The following is a 19,268-nucleotide window of genomic DNA, read 5'->3' as shown; positions in this document are numbered from 1 at the left end:
GGACGTGATTAGGCTCTCCATTCTATTATCCATTTAATGGATTTAACAAAGGCGAAAGCACTGTGGCATACCCGGGTAATAACCATGCCTTTTCAGGCCGCTATAATCGCAGGCTGGTTTTTGATCTGATTCGTACTGCTGGTGTGCTGTCGCGATCGGACCTGGTCAACGCAACAGGACTCCAGCCTCAAACTATTACTAACATCACAAAGGATTTGCTTGAGCGTGGGCTGGTCAGTGAGGAAGGGCGCCTGCAACACCGACGCGGTGCCCCGCAAAAGTTGTTGCGGCTTAACCATCGCGCAGGTTGTGCTTTAGGAATACATCTTGATCGGAAAGGGATTACTGCTGTCGCCTGTGACCTTGCCGCAAATGCGTTAGCCAGCCTGCACGCGCCAATGGAGTGGAATAATCCTGAAGCGAGCCTCGACACCATCGCCCACGTCATTGCCGATCTGACGCTGAAGTGTGAGGGGATACCTGTGTGGGGAACCGGCATCGCGATGCCGACCCTGCAGGAGGCCGGATACGAGGAGTACGTTGGTGCACCGGGTTGGCAGTCGTGGAGCCAGATTCCCGTCGCCGAAAGGCTTGAAGCGCGCTGTGAGATACCGGTTATTGTTGAGAATGATGCGACAGCCGCTGCGATAGCAGAACGCCATGCGGGGGCTGCCAGTGGACTGACGCATTACGTCTATATCTTCGTCGGTCACGGACTGGGTGCCGGAATCATTGTCGACGGTCTGCCGTTTCAGGGGGCGTTTAACAATGCGGGTGAGATTGGGATGATCTGCTGGCCACCTGAGTTAACGAAGTGCCCCCGCGATATTCCCCCTTTCTCATTAGAGGAACTGGCAACCACGTTGAACGTTGACCTGAATGCGGTAGAAAAGCCCGGCTATCTTGAAAAATTGTACGTTCAACGAGACAGTCAGCTGATGTCGTGGCTGGAATGCAACAGTAAGCGGTTACGTCTCCTTATTTCAGTCATTGAAAACATGTTCGATCCGCAGAAAATTTTGATTGGGGGCTATCTTCCTTCAGCGCTGTTTTCCTCGCTGGTTGATCGCACCTATCCATTACTTCCTTCTGTCTCTGCCCGAAAAACAAGAGACACGTCGCGGTTAGAAAGTGCACGTCTTGGGGCTATGGCCCCTGCAATTGGCGCTGCACTTTTGCCTGTTATTGCGCATGGCAGCCCGCACTTCAGACAACTTTCACTGATGCGCACCAGAACTCAAACTATAGATCCTGAGGTCTTATTTGATCGGATTGCTGGTAAGGTTGATTGAAATCGTTGCCAGTTAGATGGCATGAAAGCATCCCTTGATCTGCCACCAAGATTAGATACAACGCTCACTTGGGAATGTCGGATCCTTCATTATCAGAATTACTCTTTCTCTAGGCCGCCTCAAATTCAGACGGCGTCTGATAATTGAGCTCGGAGTGCGGGTGGCACTCATCATAATCCTGACGCCATTCACTGATGGTTTTCCTGGCATGACTGAAGTCACTGAACCAGTGTTCATTCAGACATTCATCGCGAAAGCGTCCATTAAAACTCTCAATAAATCCGTTCTGTATCGGCTTGCCGGGCTGGATAAGCTGAAGCTCCACGCCATGCTCAAAGGCCCATTGATCGAGTGCGCGGCAGATAAATTCCGGGTCCTGATCAGTTCTTTTTGTCGCCGGAAAGCCTCGAAACAGTGCAATACTGTCCAGAATGCGCGTGACCTGAACACCTGAAATCCTAAAGGCAACAGTGATCGTCAGGCATTCCTTCGTGAAGTCATTCACGCAGGTCAGGCACTTTATCCTGCGACCGGTGGCCAGCGTTTCCATGACGAAACCCATCAACCAGGTCAGGTTGTGCGCTGCCGGGCGGAGCAGCGGCAGACGTTCCGTTGCCAGTTCTTTACGACGTCGTCTGCGTTTACGCCCAGCCCGCTGAGATGATAAAGATGGTACACGCACTTGTGATTAACCAGCAGGCCTTCACGGCGCAGTAATTGCCAGATACGCCGGTAGCCAAGATGCCTGCGCTCAAGTGCCAGCTCAGTGATGCGCCCTGATAAATGCGCATCAGCCACCGGACACTGAGCCTCGTAGCGGCAGGTCGACAGAGACAAACCTGTAAGGCTGCAGGCACGACGTTGCGACAGACCGATCGCATCACACATAAACTCAACGGCTTCCCGCTTCTGGCCTGTCGTCAATACTTTCGCCCCAGAGCTACCTGAAGTGCCTTATTATCCAGCATGGCTTCGGCAAGCTTCTTGAATCTGACGTTCTCTTCCTCAAGCGACTTTAGGCGCTTGACCTCAGGTACCTCCATACCGCAGTACTTCTTGCGCCGGGTGTAAAAGGTGGCGTCAGAAATGGCATGCTTACGGCAGAGTTCACGGGCAGAAACCCCGGCTTCAGCCTCGCGGAGAATACTGATGTTCTGTTTCTCGGAAAAACGCTTCTTAAATGGGGATGTCCTCATGTGGCTTATAAAGACATTACTAACATCGCGGTGTGTCAATCAACGGGGAGCAGGTCACTGCCACTTTCTATCAATTAAGTTTTTACGATAGCTAATACCTATCAAAAATTTATTGTTTCTCCCTGTTTTTTCTTTTATACATTAATAACAATGACATAAATTTTATTTTCGACGAGTATAATTTTTTAAACGTTTTTTAAGATTTTTATCAATAAAGATCTTATCTTTTTTTCATTCTATACATAAACGAGATAGGTCTTTTTTTATATTGTGCTTTCAATTTTTTTCTACAAATTGATGAGAATTTCATAATTCAGATGTTTTAATTTTGATTTTTTGTCTAACCTTTTGACTAAAGGTTACATGTTTGATTGATTGAACTGTTTTTCCAAAAAACATTGGAATATCAGATGGGCGATTTTTTTAGGGAACTGGAGCATAATGAACAAAAAAGATCTCATTTCTATCATTATTTGTGTGGCAATCTTTGGCCTGACTTACGGACTTAGCGCACCATTGATCGCAACTCGATTACAGGATAATGGTTTCAGCGAAAGCTATATCGGACTCAATGCCGCGATGCAGGCGATTGGCGTTTTTGCTGTCGCACCATTTATACCTCGACTCTTTCAGCGCCTCCGTCCAAGGCTGTTGTTGGGTACTTCGCTTGCTGCTGTGGCCGTCATTATGTTGCTTTTTACCTTTTTGCCTTTTTTTTACTGGTTCGGACTTCGGTTTGCTTTGGGCATTTTCAGTGAGATTATAATGGTACTCACAGAAACCTGGATCAATGACGCGACCGTTGAGCAGGCAAGGGCAAGAACAATGGCATGGTACACCGCCGGCATCTCAACAGGGTTTGCCTGTGGCCCGTTAATACTTACCCTTAGCGCAAGCCAGAGCAATTTTCCTTTCTTTATCGGCACGGCCATTGTTCTCCTGGCGTTGGTGCTGGTTAAGCTGCTGGGCATAGCGCAGCATCACTCGTCAACCAGCCACGCTATTGGCTTTCTGAAAAGCATCCGTCTCGCCTTTTTAATGATCGTTGCCACGGGGTTAAATGCTGCCGTCGAAGTGGCCGGGCTTAATTTTTTACCGCTTTATGCCGAGTCCCATGGCTGGAATCGACAACATGCCGTTGGATTAATTTCGGTTCTGATGTTGGGTGCCATTCTCTTACAGCCTTTGGTTGGCATGATTGCTGACAGCGTTGACCGCCGACGACTCATCGTCATACTGGCGCTGTTGTCCACGGTGGGAGCGGCCATCTGGCCATGGTTGTTATCCTGGCCGGTTGCGGCTTATCTGATCCTCTTTGTGTGGGGTGGGCTGTTCGTCGGGATCTATACCGTCGCAATAACCTGGGCAGGCACGACATTCAGTGGGGCAGAGCTCGCAGGCGTATATGCCGCCGCCTCGGTAGCATGGGGTGCAGGGGCTCTACTGGGGCCGTTGCTGTGTGGCCTTGCCATGTCAGCAACCCAGAATGGCTTGCCGCTGATGGTCGGCGCGCTTTGCGGCCTTTTCTGTTTGATGGCCGCAGTGGATCTGCGTATTCATGGCCCCGGACGAGCCTGATAAGCCGTTACCGCCTTTGTCCTGAACGGTTTGCGGACAGGGCTGGCAGGTTATTTTTCTATGGCACGGCGCCAGGGCAGACGGTGATACCAGGGACGAGGAACGGGATGCACCAGCGCATTCAATGCCCGGCTGTAATCCATTACCAGGCCAGGCGTCCAGGCCATAATCTGCGCGCGTTTACGCATCTGTGCAGCGATCCATAGCTCCGGCACCAGCAGGTCGCTCAGTTTTCGCTCATGTGCCAGCGCACCATCCAGGGCGGCTTCAAGAGCATAGGCAACACTACTTGAGCAGTTACGATAAGTCAGGTTGTAGGTGTTATTGCGGCGATAAGATTCCCAGAAGTGATTCAGTTTCCGCAGGCTGAATTTTTTAAACTCGATTTGACGTACAGAATGACACCATTCTGAGGATTCTGTGGCGTAGTCTGGCAGAAAGCGCCCTGCCACATCATTATCTCGGGTGGCCTTAAGCGTGCGCAAAAACTCCGAAGGGGATCGATCAATCTCCTCGGCAGGATAAAGGCTGATGTAGAGATAATCAGCCACTTCAAGCGCCGCGTGGCCGGTTGAGATAACACCATTTTCGTCCACGGCGGCGATATAACGGTTAATGACAGGGCGCGAAACAGGCCTGGCTTCGGTGGTTTCTTCAGGCGTCCATACGTGCACAATCAGTGCGCGCGCTGCAGCAGACGTCGGCACCGGATGGGGGGCGGTCAGTTCTTGTTCCTGGATTAAAGGGGAGCTACTCAGCAGTACGTCGCCGGGTTGAATCAGCTGAAAAATAGACGTACCTCTTTTCATCCGCATCGCCTTCCTGGCGATGCCAAGGGTGCTTAACCCACTGGTGACCATCTGAAAACCAATAAAGAATGATACGGTCGCATCATGGTGACTGAGCAGGAAGAACGAAAAGGAAATTAATCCCAGGCCATAAACAAGCGTCAGCTTCCAGCGGGGAAAGCGCACAATAAAAGAGGAAAAGCTGGTGAAGAAGCCGATGATAAAAAAAGTAAAACCAAAAATGACAGCCAGCAGGACATTACTGTATTCCTGATTAACGATGATAATCAGTGATACGAATAAAAATATGCCGCCTTTGAAAAAAAGAATGCTCTTTTTTGTTCCGACAGCGCTGGTCGCAACACAAAGTGTAAGCATGCTTTCCAGCAGCAGAATATAGCCAAAGATCTGTAATGGGAAGTAGGAGTGAAGGTCAAGACCATCGATGAAAAGTAATATACCTGTGATAAACCACAGGGTTGCGGCAACCGAAAGGTATCGGGCATTTCGCTTAATATATGCCGTACCCAGTAGCAACAAGGCTATCTGTATCAATCTATCCCTCTCCTAAATGCGCTGAAAAGTCAGGTGGAAACCGACCAGTTACCCAGTATGAACAGCGATCCCTGACGCTCGAACATCAGGGCTCCGTTATCAGTAACGTGCAGCCATTGCCCATTTCCGTATTGCAATCTGAATTGAATCGCAGGAAGCGTTTGCTGACGTGGAATGGCCTGCCAGTGTCCGGCGAGGCGTTGTTTATCCTCTGGATGCAATTGCGCCAGTATTGCCTCTTTCTTTTCAAGGATCTCGCGAGGAAGCGCAGCAAGTTCACCAGAAAGGTTTTCCCAGCAGAGCGTGCCCTCTGTGAGGTTTAGCTGGTAAATGGCCTGTAAATTGAGTCGTGCGTCGGTTTCTGAATTGAAGCGGTAAATATTTCGCGTCACTACCCGTAAAAAAACCAGCAGCAACGCACTGGCGCTTAAATAGCACTGCACAAGGAGCAGGGGTTCACCGGTATGTAATCCCTTGAGAAAGAACGGCCCCACGCCCTTATCGGCATAATAGATAACGCAACCTGACAACGTTAATAACGCTATCGATCCGCCACGATTACCCCAGAAGAGCGTTAAAAAAGCGGCAAGAATAATCGGGAGGCAACTGAAAGCGAAAATCAGGCTTTCATCGTGGGTGATCGTATTAGCGATACTAAATTCTTTAACACCGCCACTGAATATCCACAAAGACAGTGCCACAAGCGCGGCAAGCAGCGTTAAGCCTGACAGAAGTGTTTTGATGGAAATCTGTACGGCTGTGGTAAGGCGGCTGTTAGCAAAGCCCATAATAATGGTGGTGGCCAGGAAAATGCCGGTCATATCGGCAATAAAACCGGTCCAGAACAGATCGGAGAAGCTGTTTTTTCCTGCTAATGAGAGTCCGATACCGAAAAGCACGGCATCCAGAAAGCTGATGATAATGGTTGAGGCGAACCACAACATAATAATATTTAAATCATCACCGGGCCGGGAAAAACGTTTCACTATCCACGCAATTATCAGCGAAGAAGGCAGATCAAGAATGGCGTAAAACGTCTCGGTCGGCAGCCTGCTGAACGAAGGTTTGTCCAGAATCACATCAAGCACAACAAACAAAACACACAGCGCTGGCCATAGTCGCCAGCGCGAATTTAAAAACGCCGCAGTGGCGACGCCAGCAGGAAACCATACGACAGATATGTGCAACTGAGGATCGTCAAATCGCAGCGACAGCACCCCAGACAGGTAATAAACGACCGCCCATATCGTAATTACTATAAAGTTGGAAATTTCTGCTGGGACAAATTTTGACATAAAATTATATAAATCCTGAGTGAACACTCGTTCTCTTAGCGGCTGGCTTGCGAGAATAGCTGTTGTGTTAAATTTTAGCAAAGCTATCTTCATTAACCAATGTGAGGAACTCTTTTAACATTATCAAACGTACATTTTATTAGTTGATAAGACATATATGATTAATAGAACATCAGCATGCTTGTGCGAATTAAAAGGCTATATTAAGCCCACAATTTCGGTTTTAAGTGGCTCTGACCTGCTTCCCACAGATTAACACATCCCGGTGTTAGCAATGCCCGCTTCTGACACAAAGCGGAAATTGTGTGTTTGAACATTGATTGCATTCTTCTGGTTTACCTGTGCAGGCATACCGAGAACGAATTGTCATAAAATGAGCCAAGTCTTGATAAACACATATGAATTAACGAATGTGTTATTGACTCAAAAATCGCAGGCAGTCAGAATATCTTCAATTCCGTACCTAGGAGTCATCATGCCTCAGTTTCCGCCTCTTCAGCTTTTCAAAAATCTCTCTGATGAAACACGACTCTGTCTGGTGCTGCTGTTGCGCGAAAAAGGAGAGCTTTGCGTCTGTGAACTCACTTCCATACTGAAAGAAAGTCAGCCTAAAATTTCCCGGCATCTGGCGTTGCTCAGAGACGCCGGCCTGCTTATCGACAGGCGTGACGGCAAGTGGATTTTTTATCGGTTGTCACCACACATGCCTGCATGGGCTGCTGCTGTGATTGAGCAGGCTTACCTCTGTCAGCGCGATGACATTATGCAACTCAGCCAGCAGGCTGAAAGGAATAACGCGACCACCAACGGCAAACCTGTGTGCATTTAAAATTTATCCAGACATATACGATTTTTCATACCTGTAGTCAGAGCTGCTTTTTGCCCAGCTTTAGGCTCTATGTTTAAAGGAGGCAGTATGATTCTGGCAGGCGCTATATTCGTCCTGACGCTGATAATGATTATCTGGCAACCGGGTAAGCTCAGCATTGGCTGGAGTGCGGTTTCAGGGGCCGCGATTGCGATGATGACAGGTGTCGTACAAATTGCTGATATTCCGGTCGTGTGGCAGATAGTCTGGAACGCCACGGCCACGTTTATTGCGGTTATTATCATCAGTCTGCTGCTCGATGAAGCCGGTTTTTTCGAGTGGGCGGCTTTGCACGTTTCCCGCTGGGGAGGTGGTAAAGGCCGACTGCTGTTCACGTATATTATTCTACTGGGCGCCGCCGTGGCGGCGCTGTTCGCCAACGACGGGGCGGCACTTATCCTGACGCCCATCGTGATTGCCATGCTGCTGGCACTGGGCTTCAGTCGCGGTGCCACGCTGGCGTTTGTCATGGGGGCAGGCTTCATCGCGGACACATCCAGCCTGCCGCTCATCGTATCGAACCTGGTGAACATCGTGACGGCGGACTTTTTTAGGCTGGGGTTCAGCAAATATGCGTCTGTCATGGTGCCGGTAAATATCGCGTCCGTGGCGGCCACGCTGGTTATGCTTCACCTCTTTTTCCGTAAAGACCTCCCGGTCACTTATGATTTGGCGAAACTAAAGGTGCCACGGGAAGCCATTCGTGACATGCGAACCTTTAAAGCTGGATGGCTGGTCCTGCTCCTGCTGCTGGCAGGTTTTTTTGCCCTGGAACCGCTCGGCGTTCCGGTCAGTCTGGTGGCAGCGGTGGCGGCATTTATTCTGTGGCTTGTTGCCCGGAAAGGGCACGTAATTGACACCCGTAAAGTGCTGAAAGGCGCACCCTGGCAGATCGTCATTTTCTCGCTCGGGATGTATCTCGTGGTGTACGGACTGCGCAACGCCGGACTGACGGATTACCTCTCAGCCATCCTGAACCGGTTTGCCGAGCATGGCGTCTGGGGCGCCACGCTTGGCACCGGTGTTCTGACGGCCTTTCTGTCATCGGTGATGAACAACATGCCCACCGTCCTGGTCGGTGCCCTGTCCATTGATGGCAGCACGGCTCAGGGCGCGGTGAAGGAGGCAATGATTTACGCCAACATCATCGGCTGCGATCTCGGCCCGAAAATCACACCCATCGGCAGTCTGGCTACTCTGCTGTGGCTGCACGTGCTGTCGCAGAAAAACATTACTGTCAGCTGGGGCTACTACTTCCGGGTGGGCATTGTGATGACCCTGCCGGTGCTGTTTGTGACGCTGGCCGCGCTGGCCCTGCGCCTGTCTGTATAACCTTAACCCCGGGCCTGCGTCTGCGCAGCTCCGTAACAGAGTAGCGTTTATGACTGATATCACTATTTACCACAACCCGGCCTGCGGAACGTCCCGTAATACTCTGGCGCTTATCCGCAACAGTGGCGTGGATCCAGCAGTGATTTTATATCTGGAGACACCACCATCCCGCGACGAGCTTAAAAAGCTGATAGCTGATATGGGTATCAGCGCACGCACGCTGCTGCGTAAAAATACAGATCCGTATGAGCAGATGGGGCTGGCAGCAGACCGGTTCAGCGATGATGAACTGCTGAATACGATGCTGACTCACCCCATCCTCATAAACCGCCCGGTGGTCGTAACGCCGCTCGGCACAAGGCTCTGCCGTCCGTCTGAAGCGGTTCTGGACATTCTGCCTGACCCGCAGAAGGGAGCATTTACAAAAGAGGACGGCGAAAAAGTTATTGATGAACATGGAAACCGGATCAGCCACTGAATTTCAGCGTGCTGCTGACAGGAAGAGAGACGCAAAAACAGAAGCCGGCAGATGCCGGCTTTTTTTATATACTGCACTGATTAATACGCTCAGACAGCTCCATGGCACTTTCTTCCTTTCGCTGTAGTGATCTGTCAGATAGCCACTGTGCCCGCGCGTTAACAGAGTGAACTTCGTTAGTTTCTCTGTCACACCGACAATGCGCCAGAGCTTCATGCAGCTGGTTTCAGTTTACTGCTGACGCTTAAGCAAAAGTATTAGCGCCCCTGCTGCTGCTGAGACTATGGAGCCAGCAAGTACGCCGACTTTTACTTCATCAACAAGCAGCGGACTTCCTGCAAAAGCAAGATTGCCGATGAAAAGGCTCATGGTGAATCCAATCCCGCACAGAACAGATACGCCGTATATTTGCAGCCACGAGCTTTTTTCCGGTTTTTTAGCCAGCCCTGTACTGATGGCAAGTAGTGAAAGGCCGAACACACCTGCCTGCTTGCCAAAAAAAAGCCCTGCAGCGACACCAACGGGAACGGGGGACAGGAGGTCGTCAGTGGTCAGGCCTGCAAATGACACGCCAGCATTGGCAAAGCCAAACACAGGGAGAATGAGAAAAACTACCCAAGGTTCCAGACCATGTTCAAGCCGCTCCAGAGGTGATTCATGTGTACTGCCTGTTCTCAGTGGGATAAAAAGCGCCATCAGTATACCGGCTACAGTGGCATGGACTCCCGACTGCAGCATAAAAAACCACATCACTAAGCCTGCCAAAAGATAAGGAACCAGACTTTTTACGCCACATCGGTTCATCATAAACATCAACAATGCAGTCACTGCCGTACCGCCCAGCATTATGAGAGAGATATGGCTGGTATAAAAAATGGCAATAATTGCCACCGCACCCATGTCATCAAGAATGGCCAGCGCAGAAAGAAAAATCTTCAGTGATGCTGGAACCCGCTTGCCCAGTAACGTCAGAACCCCGAGCGCAAAAGCAATATCTGTTGCTGCCGGTATAGCCCATCCGCGAAGCATTTCCTCGTTGCCGCTATTGAATCCGGCATATATCAGCGCGGGCAAGGCCAGTCCGCCCAGCGCGGCAAAACCCGGTAATGCGCGCTGGCTCCAGGTAGCCAGTTGACCTGCAAGAAGTTCCCGCTTTATTTCCAGACCGACAAAAAGAAAAAAAATGGCCATCAGGCCGTCGTTAACCCAGTGTTCGACAGACAGCCCGGCTGCGTTGAATTTCAGTGCGGCTTCATATCTTTCACTCAGGGGTGAGTTAGCTACAGTGACAGCCGCTGCGGAAGCAAGAATGAGAATGATGCCACCTGCGGCTGGCGAGATGATAAATTTACTAACAACCCCCGAGATCTTTTTTTTAGCTTGATTCATGAACTGTGGCATTCTGCCTCCCTGAATGACTGTGAAAAGAAAACTTCATTGCAGATATTCACAAAATGATTATTTACGCACGTTTTGTCTGGCCTTTAAAACCTTCCGACGCAGGTCTGCTTTCGGAGGCTGTTGATAGATGGCTATTTTATCGCGCCGTACGCCTACTTCTGTTGCATCAGGGGTAAAGTCCGGTAAACACCGACTCAGGTCTAACCAAAAGCATACTTATAAAGAAATTTGTAAGCCTGCTGACTTTTCCAAATCGTTGCTTTGAGGTGAATTTATAGGTGATGGCGTTCCACCTTTCCCAGTCGTCCCTTTGTGGGCTCATGACGCCTGATATAGCTCTTTAACTGGGGTATGTCTGGCCTTATTCAAGTTTTGCCTCTAATACTTCCTTTTCTGTGGAGATGCACATGATAAACGATTTTGATCACATCAATCCTTACAGCGATGCCATCTGAAATGCGGTGGTGTTGGCGCACTGCTTAATGCCACCCACCGGGAAGCCTGTGCCTGGTGGCTGGGCAAAGCAAACCGCGAGACGTGTTTTGTCTTTTGTGAACCAGGTCTTCTGCTGCCTGCAATGTCAGCGGCCAAGGGTCTGGTTGATCGGCGCAGGGGCCAGACTGGCTGTGTCACTGCAACGTGACGGGGATCATCGGTCACCAACGTCTGGGTGTCTGGCCACGCGCATGCCGCCGGAAGTCTGGATAAAGCCCGTTGGCAGCTGCGACACGGTACTCTGCTGCTCATGACTGAGGCCGAACGCAGCAGCCTTCAAGCTGCGCTAGGGGTCTTACTGCTGGGCGCCGTACTCAGTGTTATCGTCAATCTGCGGTCGCCCACCGCCTTCTCTAAGTCAAAACCGACACCGGCGACCTCTCGCCTAAGACCTTATAATCACGGGACGCGTTTGCGATGATAAATAGTTCACTGGTCTGCGTCACAGGCCACGAGGGAGGTGGAGTGCCAGCCGAAACCTGGAATCAGCTCTATGGATAGAGATTCATTTTGTACCGATTTATTCCCGAAGTGGTCCGCCAGACCTTGCCGGACCACCTTGCTCAGGATGCTATACTCTAAGACATTTGCTTTACGGAGGCTTAATGAGGTCCGGAAAGGACAGCAGCCAGAAAGCTTACGAACTGATCGGGTGTATTGTCCTCCGGTTGCTCAAAAAATCCGGCTACCGGAAAGGCGATTTGATACGCGCTTTTGAGCGTCTTGGCAACGAGAGACGTGACTGGCGTGTCAGGGCGGGTTGTGAATGGGCAGTGCAGATGCTGAGTCGCGGATTTCGCTGAAGATGCCAGGCAGAACAGGAGATGCTTTTCTGTCTGAGGGCATTCAGGCGCGCTCACTTTCTGCTGATCGATGAAGGCAATGAGGTGCCGGACGGCTTTTTTCTGATATACCATTATCAGAATGAACAGCACCGCTAAAAAGTTTGCACGTAAACATAATGGGCTGATCAATTAACTTAGGACGGGCTTCGTCAGTGTCAAACATCTGTCTCAGGTCTGCAGAGCAGAAAGAGTTGCGGCACTGATGTCAGTGTCAACATTCAGCAGCGTCAGAGCGGTATCATCAATAATGATGATTCTTCCATAAGAATTTTCAAGCACATAAATCTCTTTGTTTCCTTACTGTAAATCCCGTGACTATGAACAAAGTGAATTGTTTAGGTTTGTTATTTCTATCTGTTTTTTGAGTGTACTCCCGACCACAAAGCAATGACATTATCGACGTCCCTGTTTGTATTCTCTAGCCAAGAAACTTTTGTGATGACAGATGGTTTTTTTCGCTCATCTTTGCACCTGTAACCCTGTTCATCAGTAATGCAGCTTCAAAGCCGTCTTCACAGCTAAACTCGAATTCCGCTGCGCCTGAACGGGGGGTAAGCAACTATAAATCTCTGGGCTTAATTTTATTATCCGGTAATCTCAAAGTAATGGCTAAGAGACAGTGGAACGCTTAACACGTATTACTCTACTCAGTTCATTGGGTCAGACTGCCTGGGACTCATGACCGCAAGGAATGAGGATGGCCCGGAGATGGAATGAGTGATAAGGTGCGATTTTTTTCTCATCCTGATAATAGATTTTTATGAAAAAATTACTTCACTCTCCTGTGGCTCCCGGCCTTCTGTTAATAATTGTCTCTTTGCTGGCTATTGCTCTTGCGAACAGCGCATTAGCAGAAAATTATCAACATTTTGTTCATGCATCGCTGTTTGGTCTGCCGGTTGAAAAAGTCGTAAACGATGTGCTCATGAGTGTTTTTTTCCTGCTGGTTGGCCTCGAAATTAAGCGTGAACTGCTCTCAGGGAAACTATCGAGTTGGAGCCAGCGCCTGTTGCCTGGAGCCGCTGCACTGGGAGGAATGCTTGTACCTGCAGCCTTCTTTATTTTTTTTAACCGCAATAATCCCCAGGCACTGAATGGATGGGCCATTCCCTCAGCCACAGACATTGCATTTTCGCTGGGGGTGCTGGCGATGCTGGGTGATAAAGTCCCCGCCTCCCTGAAGGTCTTCCTGGCGGCACTGGCGATTATTGACGACCTGGGGGCGGTAGTCATTATTGCAGCTTTCTACACCCATGGTTTAAACCTGGAAATGCTCACTGGCGCAGGAATCGTCACGCTTTGTCTTATCATCATGAATCGTTTGGGTGTTAAATCGCTGCCTCTCTATCTCGCTGCAGGAGGGCTGCTCTGGTATTTCGTTTACAGTTCCGGCGTACATGCCACCGTTGCAGGAGTTATTCTTGCGCTATGCATTCCGCATACCGGGCGTACACACGGGCAATTTTCTCCCCTGAGCCGCCTTGAAGTGACGTTCTCCCCCTGGGTAGCGTTCTTAATCGTCCCCGTCTTTGGCTTTGTGAATGCCGGGGTCAGTCTGCATGGGTTATCAGTTGAACAACTTCTGTCCCCGTTGCCGGTGGGCATTGCTGCCGGGCTTTTCGCTGGCAAACAGCTGGGTGTTGCGCTGGTTTCCTGGTTACTTATCAGCACAGGCCTGGCGCGTATACCGGAAGGCGCTACCGCAGCTCAGTTCTATGGTGTGGCTATCCTTTGCGGAATTGGTTTCACCATGAGTCTGTTCATCGGTGGGCTCGCGTATCCGGATAATGACGTTCTGCAGAGCGAACTGAAGATAGGCGTGTTGTCAGGTTCATTGCTCTCGGCACTGGCCGGGATGATTTTTCTTGTTATAGCTGGCTCAGCCCGTCGCCCGGAGCAAATTGCATGAAATTCCGGACACGCATTACGTCAGGCAGTGTGTCGCTGCTTGCCTGAACAACACGGGACTGGGTTTTGGCGAGACTACTTTGACGTTTTGCGCACTTAGCAACCCAGCTATATACCTTATGTTTGAAGTAATGCTGATGGTGCTACTTGAGATCTATCCGGTGTTAATTCTTTGCTCTCGTTTCTTTTGAAGATTTTGGGGACAGCGGTACGCCTGATTAGATGGCATCAGTTAGCCTGAAAGAGATGTTGAGTGCCTCTTTCAGGCGTTCACTGCTTAATAACTGTTAGCGTACAACATGCAGGAAGTGTAGGTGCTTCTCATACTGGTCGAGAATATCGTGTATGATCTGCTCCTGTGTCCATCCCATAATGTCATAATCCTGTCCACCTTCTTTAAGATACACCTCAGCGCGGTAATAACGATGTTTTTCATCCTTGTCGTTACCCGACATGCCAGCGAGGGCAAAGGCCGGCTGCATATATGAACGCAGACGTACCTCATAAACAAAATTGAGCTCGTTACCAAGATCTACCTCGAAATGGATCCTGTCGTCAGCGTCATCATTCGTGTGCGAAGCAGTATTCTGTTTTGCCAGCTCCTGTTCCACCATTTCCATCGCAGGATAGATGACCTCGGTCATAAAACGCTTCACGTGTGAGCGTTTCGGAAAGTAGGCTATGTTGCGCAGCCGACGCTGCCAGGTAATGGGATTTCGCGCCGCCGTGGGCGCAATGGTCGCTATCTGCTTGCTTTCACGCTTCCACACATCAACTCGTAGCGCTTTAAACAGGCCGTAAATCGACATCATGAGAATGATGGCAAACGGCAGTGCGCTGGCAATGGTCACAGTCTGAAGCGCCTTCATGCCACCTGCAAGCAGCAACGTTACGGCCACAACACCCATCAGAGCTGCCCAGAAAATACGTTGCCAGACCGGCGTTTTATCTGTACCACCTGATGCCAGCGTATCCACGACCATCGCACCGGAGTCAGCTGAGGTGACAAAGAAAACCACAACCATCGCCATAGCGATGAACGACAGTACGGAGCTGAACGGAAAGTGCTCAAGGAAATTAAAGAGCGCCAGCGTCTGATCAGACTGCACGGTCTGTGCCAGATCGCTTGCACCTTTCTGCATAATCAGCCAGATAGCGCTGTTACCGAAAAAAGTCATCCAGAGCAGCGTAAAGCCAGCAGGCACGAACAGCACACCCGTGACAAATTCCCGAATAGTTCGTCCCCGCGAAACGCGTGCAATGAACATTCCCACGAATGGTGACCATGCCAGCCACCATCCCCAGTAGAAGAGCGTCCAGCCACCGAGCCATTTACTGGATTTCGGTTCATACGCATAAAGGTTAAACGTTTTGGTCACCAGTTCAGAAAGATAGCCGCCTGTGTTTTCAACAAAGGATTTCAGCAGCAACACTGTTGGCCCGAGCGCCCCGACAAGGATCAGCAGCAGTACAGCGAGAGAAAGATTCACCTCAGAGAGGATACGGATACCCTTATCCAGACCGGATACAACCGAAAGTGTGGCAAGTCCCGTAATGACCACAATCAGAATGACCTGCATCGTTGCGTTAACGGGCACGCCAAATAAGTGATTTAGTCCTGCGTTCACCTGTAATACGCCATAACCCAGCGAAGTGGCGACACCCAACACGGTACCAATCACCGCAAAAATATCTACAGCGTGGCCCATCCAGCCGTAAATGCGATTTCCGATAATCGGGTAAAGCGCGGAGCGAAGCGTAAGCGGCAGGCCGTGACGATAGCTGAAAAATGCCAGGATAAGAGCAACGATGGCATAGATGGCCCATGCATGAAGTCCCCAGTGGAAAAAAGTAATGCGCAGTGCTTCCTTCGCTGCCTGTACCGTTTCCGGCGTGCCTGTTGGTGGCGACATATAGTGCATAACAGGCTCCGCCACGCCGAAGAACATCAGCCCGATTCCCATCCCTGCAGAAAAAAGCATGGCAAACCATGAGTGATAGCTGAAATCCGGTTCAGCATGGTCCGGCCCCAGTTTGATATCACCGTAGCGTGACAGCCCCAGGTAAGCGACTGTGAGAAGAATGACTGCAACAGCAAGAATGTAAAACCAGCTGGCATTGGCAAAAAGGGCACTCTGAAGGGCTCCAAGCCGGATTTCTGCCTGCTCCGGAAACAGGGCGGCAAAAACAACCAATACAAATATCAGTGCTGCAGACGTGAAGAAAACAGGCGGGTTGATGTGGCTGCGTTTGGCTTTTATGTCGGATTCGTGAGAAGTCATATCGTTCCTGTTTTGATTGAATGAGCTTCAAATGTAACAATCCGTATAAAGCAGTAAAAGCGAAGTATCCCCGATTGCGCAGATTTTCAACGCATCTTTACACGTTCCTCTCATTAAAAGCGGAATATCAGCCACTGTTTAACATCAGCATTTGACAATATCATCAGCCAGTTCCTCCAGCCGAAGAATATCGTCCCTGAGAACAAGCGCCTTTCTTGCCCGATCCAGTGCCTGCAGGGAGTGCCGCCTGGCATCCTCTGCATATACGGCAGGTTTATATTGTGCCAGTGCCAGAAAGGCTTTTTGCAGACGAATATGCACTTCTACCAGCGAAGCACCATCACGTGCTATTGGCGTGAATATATCGTCAAACAGGTCACTGATGTTGGCCGGGCGCAGGAACAGTCGGGGGTAAGGAGTAGAGCCTTCCCCGGCTTCTGATGGGGAGCAGAAAAGCCGCACAGCGCGGCCAATGATATCGATAGCGGTTCCCGGGTCGTTCACGGCAGGCGAAAGAGCGCGCGAAGCAATCTCTGAAAGCACACACAGACCGAAGCGCGGGTCCTGATCAAATGAGCGCTGTTCAGCAACAGTAAAGGCTGCACGTAATTCCTGCTGCTGTCTTTCGGATAACACCTTTCGCGTATATAAAATGGGAGAAGATAAATGAAGAAAAGCGCCTGGACGTACGCTCAGATAAAGACTCTGGTCATTTTTCTCTGCAAATTCAGATAATTTTAGCAGATCGATATGCTGAAGATAACCCACCCTGTCAGGCACTAACGGCAATATGCCCGTCGTTTCATACCTTTTGCTATGCCATGGTGAACAACCCAGACAGTTATCCTTTAACCATGATGCGAGAGCCGCTGCAGTTGCATCTTCTACGCGCTGAGAGGTTTCAGCCATTCGTCCGAACTGTGAAAGGTGCTGTATCCAGCGCAGCAAGGTGATGACAATCATCACAATGACAACCAGGGTGACAAAAAAGAGCACCGCTCGCCCCTGAGAACCATATGCTCCCATACCGAGCGCAACAATACCAACAAGGCTGAAAAGAAACGAGCCGATAAATGTGGCGAGAACGTTTTGCGTTGTGCGATCTTCAAGGAGAAGTTTTGTGGCGCGTGGCGTTACGCTAGTGCTTGCAGTGTTATAAGCCGAGACCATGATATTAAGTGAAAAGGTCGTCACAGCCAGCATGCTCGAGGCAAGAATGCCCAGTATTTTATCTACTGCATCGGTACCAATAAGTCCAGATATGGATACTGGGATAAAAGGTTTGACAGCGATTGCTACCAAAGCCGTTACAACAGCCAGCACAGCGAATAGTGTACTCCTGAACCATATTTTCCTGGTCAGTTGACGAAGAATCCATCGTGTTTTTGACATCCCTGGCTCCCTGAAGGTAGATAAGTAACAGAAAAAGTGCGTCTTATTCTGAAAGTATAATTTGGCTTTTTCTTTATTAATGCAAAAGCATACATTCTATGAGTTTCTGTGTTGTATCTCACATAGTGATGCATATCTACATTTTCTTAAGCAGCTTTGGCTTATCGGTTTTTCAAACACATTTAACCTGAAAAAAGTGCTTATGCTCAGATGTATGGTCAATCTGGTAATATCTTATCCATAGAGAATTCGAAAATCTTATCGCAGCAGATGTTTTTCGTCATCTATATTATCCAGCGGGAACTGCCGGGCTGTTGTGCGAAATCTGTATTCACATCAGCCAAATGAAGACATGCATTTTTCTGTAAAAGCTGTGTGGCCTTGATAAAAACAGTTGTCTCAGTCGGGTTTCTGGTGCGTGAGATACTGAACAAATTTTGTCAAACAGAAATGACAGGCATTTATCCGACTTGTTGCTTTCAAAATAGTATTATTTAAGCGACTTTCAGCAATTTTCGTCCATGAAGGGGTAATATCTTCTTGCGTAGATGACTAACTTGCTGTTGTGCTAAAGGTTGGATAGGAGCAATATCGCATTGTTGCAGCAATTTATCATAGGCCATAAAATATTAATTTCCGTACTGTGGGATGCGATGATGAACAAAGACTTAATGGTAAGTTCTTATTGAGTGGTTAGATAGTATACGATAATCATTGGGCATTTGTATGACCTCGGTTAGGATTCAAACCATTAAAGTGGAGCCTGAAACCTACTTATCTTCGTGCTTGATGATTTTAAAGTGTGGATGCCTGTCGGCCAGTAATAGTAGAAATTCGTATTCCCCCTGACTCAGGGATGATGGGCTATTAGCTGCTTCTTTCTTTTGCCATACACGAAGACTGATATCGAACAGTTCCGCTGCACTTGCCTGTGTCAGTCCAGCATCTGCTCTGAGTTCACGGACATTATTTGCAGCATTTACAGGTATCTGATGTAACTTTTTTCCCATAACGGAACCTCATGGACCGGATGGTAAAGGACTGCTAAGTGAAGCAGTATGAATTTATAAATATAATTCTTATCGCATCATTCTGCAGAAAAAAATTCCAGATTCTGTGAGCTAAAATTGATGCGTTGATTAGACCTGCTAACATATTATATGATTTGCTTCTTAGGTTCAAAGCTTGGGGAGAGTAAGTGTCGTACACTTTTTGCTACATGTTCATATTATACCGCCAGATGCTGTAAAACGTAGTCATAAGCCTGGACAGCGTGCATCCTCTTCTTACTCATGGCGAGTCTTCAGCTCAGTTGCCTGTTCGTTTCGTGCCAAAATGAGATCTTCGCTACGCCAGACTGAGTTAACAAGGGGAAAAGGGTGTTGAAGGGCTTAGTAAGTAAAAAAGGGGGAGGGGGGCAAATACACGGTTGGAATGCAGACTGGTTATCATTAACAGCTAACTGTTATAACTGAGATTTACCGGCATATCTGCAAGCTTGTTGAGTGCAGGTCTCATATTCAAATATTGCAGAGCAACCGACAGACCATTCCATTTTTTTGT

At 49.2% G+C, this 19,268-nt stretch carries 12 protein-coding genes and 3 pseudogenes; 7 read left to right on the top strand and 8 right to left on the bottom strand.

The features are described 5' to 3' along the window. Positions 1–62 precede the first annotated feature (62 nt). Complete coding sequence (locus tag GC090_RS20205) at positions 63–1,292, top strand: ROK family transcriptional regulator (RefSeq protein WP_172913235.1); 1,230 nt, start codon at positions 63–65, stop codon at positions 1,290–1,292. 109 nt (positions 1,293–1,401) lie between these two features. Here the strand turns inward: GC090_RS20205 and GC090_RS20200 are convergent. Next, a pseudogene (locus tag GC090_RS20200) lies at positions 1,402–2,488 on the bottom strand (IS3 family transposase). 441 nt (positions 2,489–2,929) lie between these two features. Here GC090_RS20200 and GC090_RS20195 point away from each other — a divergent pair. Continuing rightward, positions 2,930–4,066 carry an MFS transporter gene (locus GC090_RS20195; protein WP_172913234.1) on the top strand — a complete coding sequence of 379 codons (1,137 nt, stop codon included), beginning with the start codon at positions 2,930–2,932 and terminating at the stop codon, positions 4,064–4,066. Between the two features lie 50 nt (positions 4,067–4,116). On the opposite strand, the gene GC090_RS20190 is transcribed toward GC090_RS20195, so the two are convergent. Both GC090_RS20190 and GC090_RS20185 read right to left on the bottom strand, forming a co-directional pair. Then, positions 4,117–5,409 carry an MFS transporter gene (locus GC090_RS20190; protein WP_324021844.1) on the bottom strand — a complete coding sequence of 431 codons (1,293 nt, stop codon included), beginning with the start codon at positions 5,407–5,409 and terminating at the stop codon, positions 4,117–4,119. Between the two features lie 29 nt (positions 5,410–5,438). Next, positions 5,439–6,785, bottom strand: coding sequence for an MASE1 domain-containing protein (locus tag GC090_RS20185; protein WP_166649068.1), 1,347 nt, complete (start codon positions 6,783–6,785; stop codon positions 5,439–5,441). Between the two features lie 394 nt (positions 6,786–7,179). On the opposite strand from GC090_RS20185, the gene GC090_RS20180 reads away from it, so the two are divergent. The 3 genes from GC090_RS20180 (at position 7,180) to arsC (ending at position 9,382) form a co-directional block, all read left to right on the top strand. Further along, on the top strand, positions 7,180–7,533 hold the full coding sequence (locus GC090_RS20180; RefSeq protein ID WP_133745807.1) for a metalloregulator ArsR/SmtB family transcription factor: 354 nt from the start codon (positions 7,180–7,182) through the stop codon (positions 7,531–7,533). Between the two features lie 87 nt (positions 7,534–7,620). Then, on the top strand, positions 7,621–8,904 hold the full coding sequence (locus tag GC090_RS20175; protein ID WP_324021842.1) for an arsenic transporter: 1,284 nt from the start codon (positions 7,621–7,623) through the stop codon (positions 8,902–8,904). Between the two features lie 49 nt (positions 8,905–8,953). Continuing rightward, entirely contained in the window at positions 8,954–9,382 is a 429-nt protein-coding gene (arsC, locus tag GC090_RS20170) for a glutaredoxin-dependent arsenate reductase (RefSeq protein WP_324021840.1), read from the top strand. Between the two features lie 108 nt (positions 9,383–9,490). Here arsC and GC090_RS23300 read toward each other — a convergent pair. Further along, positions 9,491–9,586, bottom strand: a pseudogene (locus tag GC090_RS23300) (arsenical resistance protein ArsH); the annotation flags it as partial. 27 nt (positions 9,587–9,613) lie between these two features. After that, on the bottom strand, positions 9,614–10,783 hold the full coding sequence (nhaA, locus tag GC090_RS20165) for a Na+/H+ antiporter NhaA (protein WP_324021838.1): 1,170 nt from the start codon (positions 10,781–10,783) through the stop codon (positions 9,614–9,616). 2,100 nt (positions 10,784–12,883) lie between these two features. Here nhaA (GC090_RS20165) and nhaA (GC090_RS20160) point away from each other — a divergent pair. Together nhaA (GC090_RS20160) and GC090_RS20155 are read left to right on the top strand one after the other, a co-directional pair. Next, the gene (gene nhaA, locus GC090_RS20160) at positions 12,884–14,032 is read left to right on the top strand and encodes a Na+/H+ antiporter NhaA (protein WP_324021836.1); all 1,149 of its coding nucleotides are present in this window, start codon (positions 12,884–12,886) and stop codon (positions 14,030–14,032) included. Positions 14,033–14,063: 31 nt separating this feature from the next. Next, a pseudogene (locus tag GC090_RS20155) lies at positions 14,064–14,222 on the top strand (potassium transporter TrkG); the annotation flags it as partial. A 96-nt stretch (positions 14,223–14,318) separates the two neighbouring features. Here GC090_RS20155 and GC090_RS20150 read toward each other — a convergent pair. From GC090_RS20150 to GC090_RS20140, 3 genes are all read right to left on the bottom strand, one after another. Next, positions 14,319–16,313, bottom strand: coding sequence for a BCCT family transporter (locus GC090_RS20150; protein WP_172913227.1), 1,995 nt, complete (start codon positions 16,311–16,313; stop codon positions 14,319–14,321). A 144-nt stretch (positions 16,314–16,457) separates the two neighbouring features. Next, positions 16,458–17,705 carry a DUF2254 domain-containing protein gene (locus GC090_RS20145; protein WP_324021834.1) on the bottom strand — a complete coding sequence of 416 codons (1,248 nt, stop codon included), beginning with the start codon at positions 17,703–17,705 and terminating at the stop codon, positions 16,458–16,460. 770 nt (positions 17,706–18,475) lie between these two features. Then, positions 18,476–18,715 (bottom strand): transcriptional regulator, encoded by a 240-nt coding sequence (locus GC090_RS20140; RefSeq protein ID WP_324021832.1) that lies wholly within the window; start codon positions 18,713–18,715, stop codon positions 18,476–18,478. Positions 18,716–19,268: the final 553 nt, after the last annotated feature.

This window comes from Pantoea sp. JZ29 (assembly GCF_035190385.1).
Classification (GTDB): domain Bacteria; phylum Pseudomonadota; class Gammaproteobacteria; order Enterobacterales; family Enterobacteriaceae; genus Pantoea; species Pantoea stewartii.
The sequence above is the reverse complement of the archived record's forward strand: the minus strand, read 5'-3'. Positions and strand labels throughout refer to the sequence as shown.

Excerpts from the sequence above, each read along its gene's own strand:
- GC090_RS20195 (WP_172913234.1), top strand. The coding sequence starts at position 2,930 with ATGAACAAAAAAGATCTCATTTCTATCATTATTTGTGTGGCAATCTTT.
- GC090_RS20180 (WP_133745807.1), top strand. The coding sequence starts at position 7,180 with ATGCCTCAGTTTCCGCCTCTTCAGCTTTTCAAAAATCTCTCTGATGAA.
- GC090_RS20175 (WP_324021842.1), top strand. The coding sequence starts at position 7,621 with ATGATTCTGGCAGGCGCTATATTCGTCCTGACGCTGATAATGATTATC.
- arsC (WP_324021840.1), top strand. The coding sequence starts at position 8,954 with ATGACTGATATCACTATTTACCACAACCCGGCCTGCGGAACGTCCCGT.
- nhaA (WP_324021838.1), bottom strand. The coding sequence starts at position 10,783 with ATGCCACAGTTCATGAATCAAGCTAAAAAAAAGATCTCGGGGGTTGTT.
- nhaA (WP_324021836.1), top strand. The coding sequence starts at position 12,884 with ATGAAAAAATTACTTCACTCTCCTGTGGCTCCCGGCCTTCTGTTAATA.
- GC090_RS20150 (WP_172913227.1), bottom strand. The coding sequence starts at position 16,313 with ATGACTTCTCACGAATCCGACATAAAAGCCAAACGCAGCCACATCAAC.
- GC090_RS20145 (WP_324021834.1), bottom strand. The coding sequence starts at position 17,705 with ATGTCAAAAACACGATGGATTCTTCGTCAACTGACCAGGAAAATATGG.
- GC090_RS20140 (WP_324021832.1), bottom strand. The coding sequence starts at position 18,715 with ATGGGAAAAAAGTTACATCAGATACCTGTAAATGCTGCAAATAATGTC.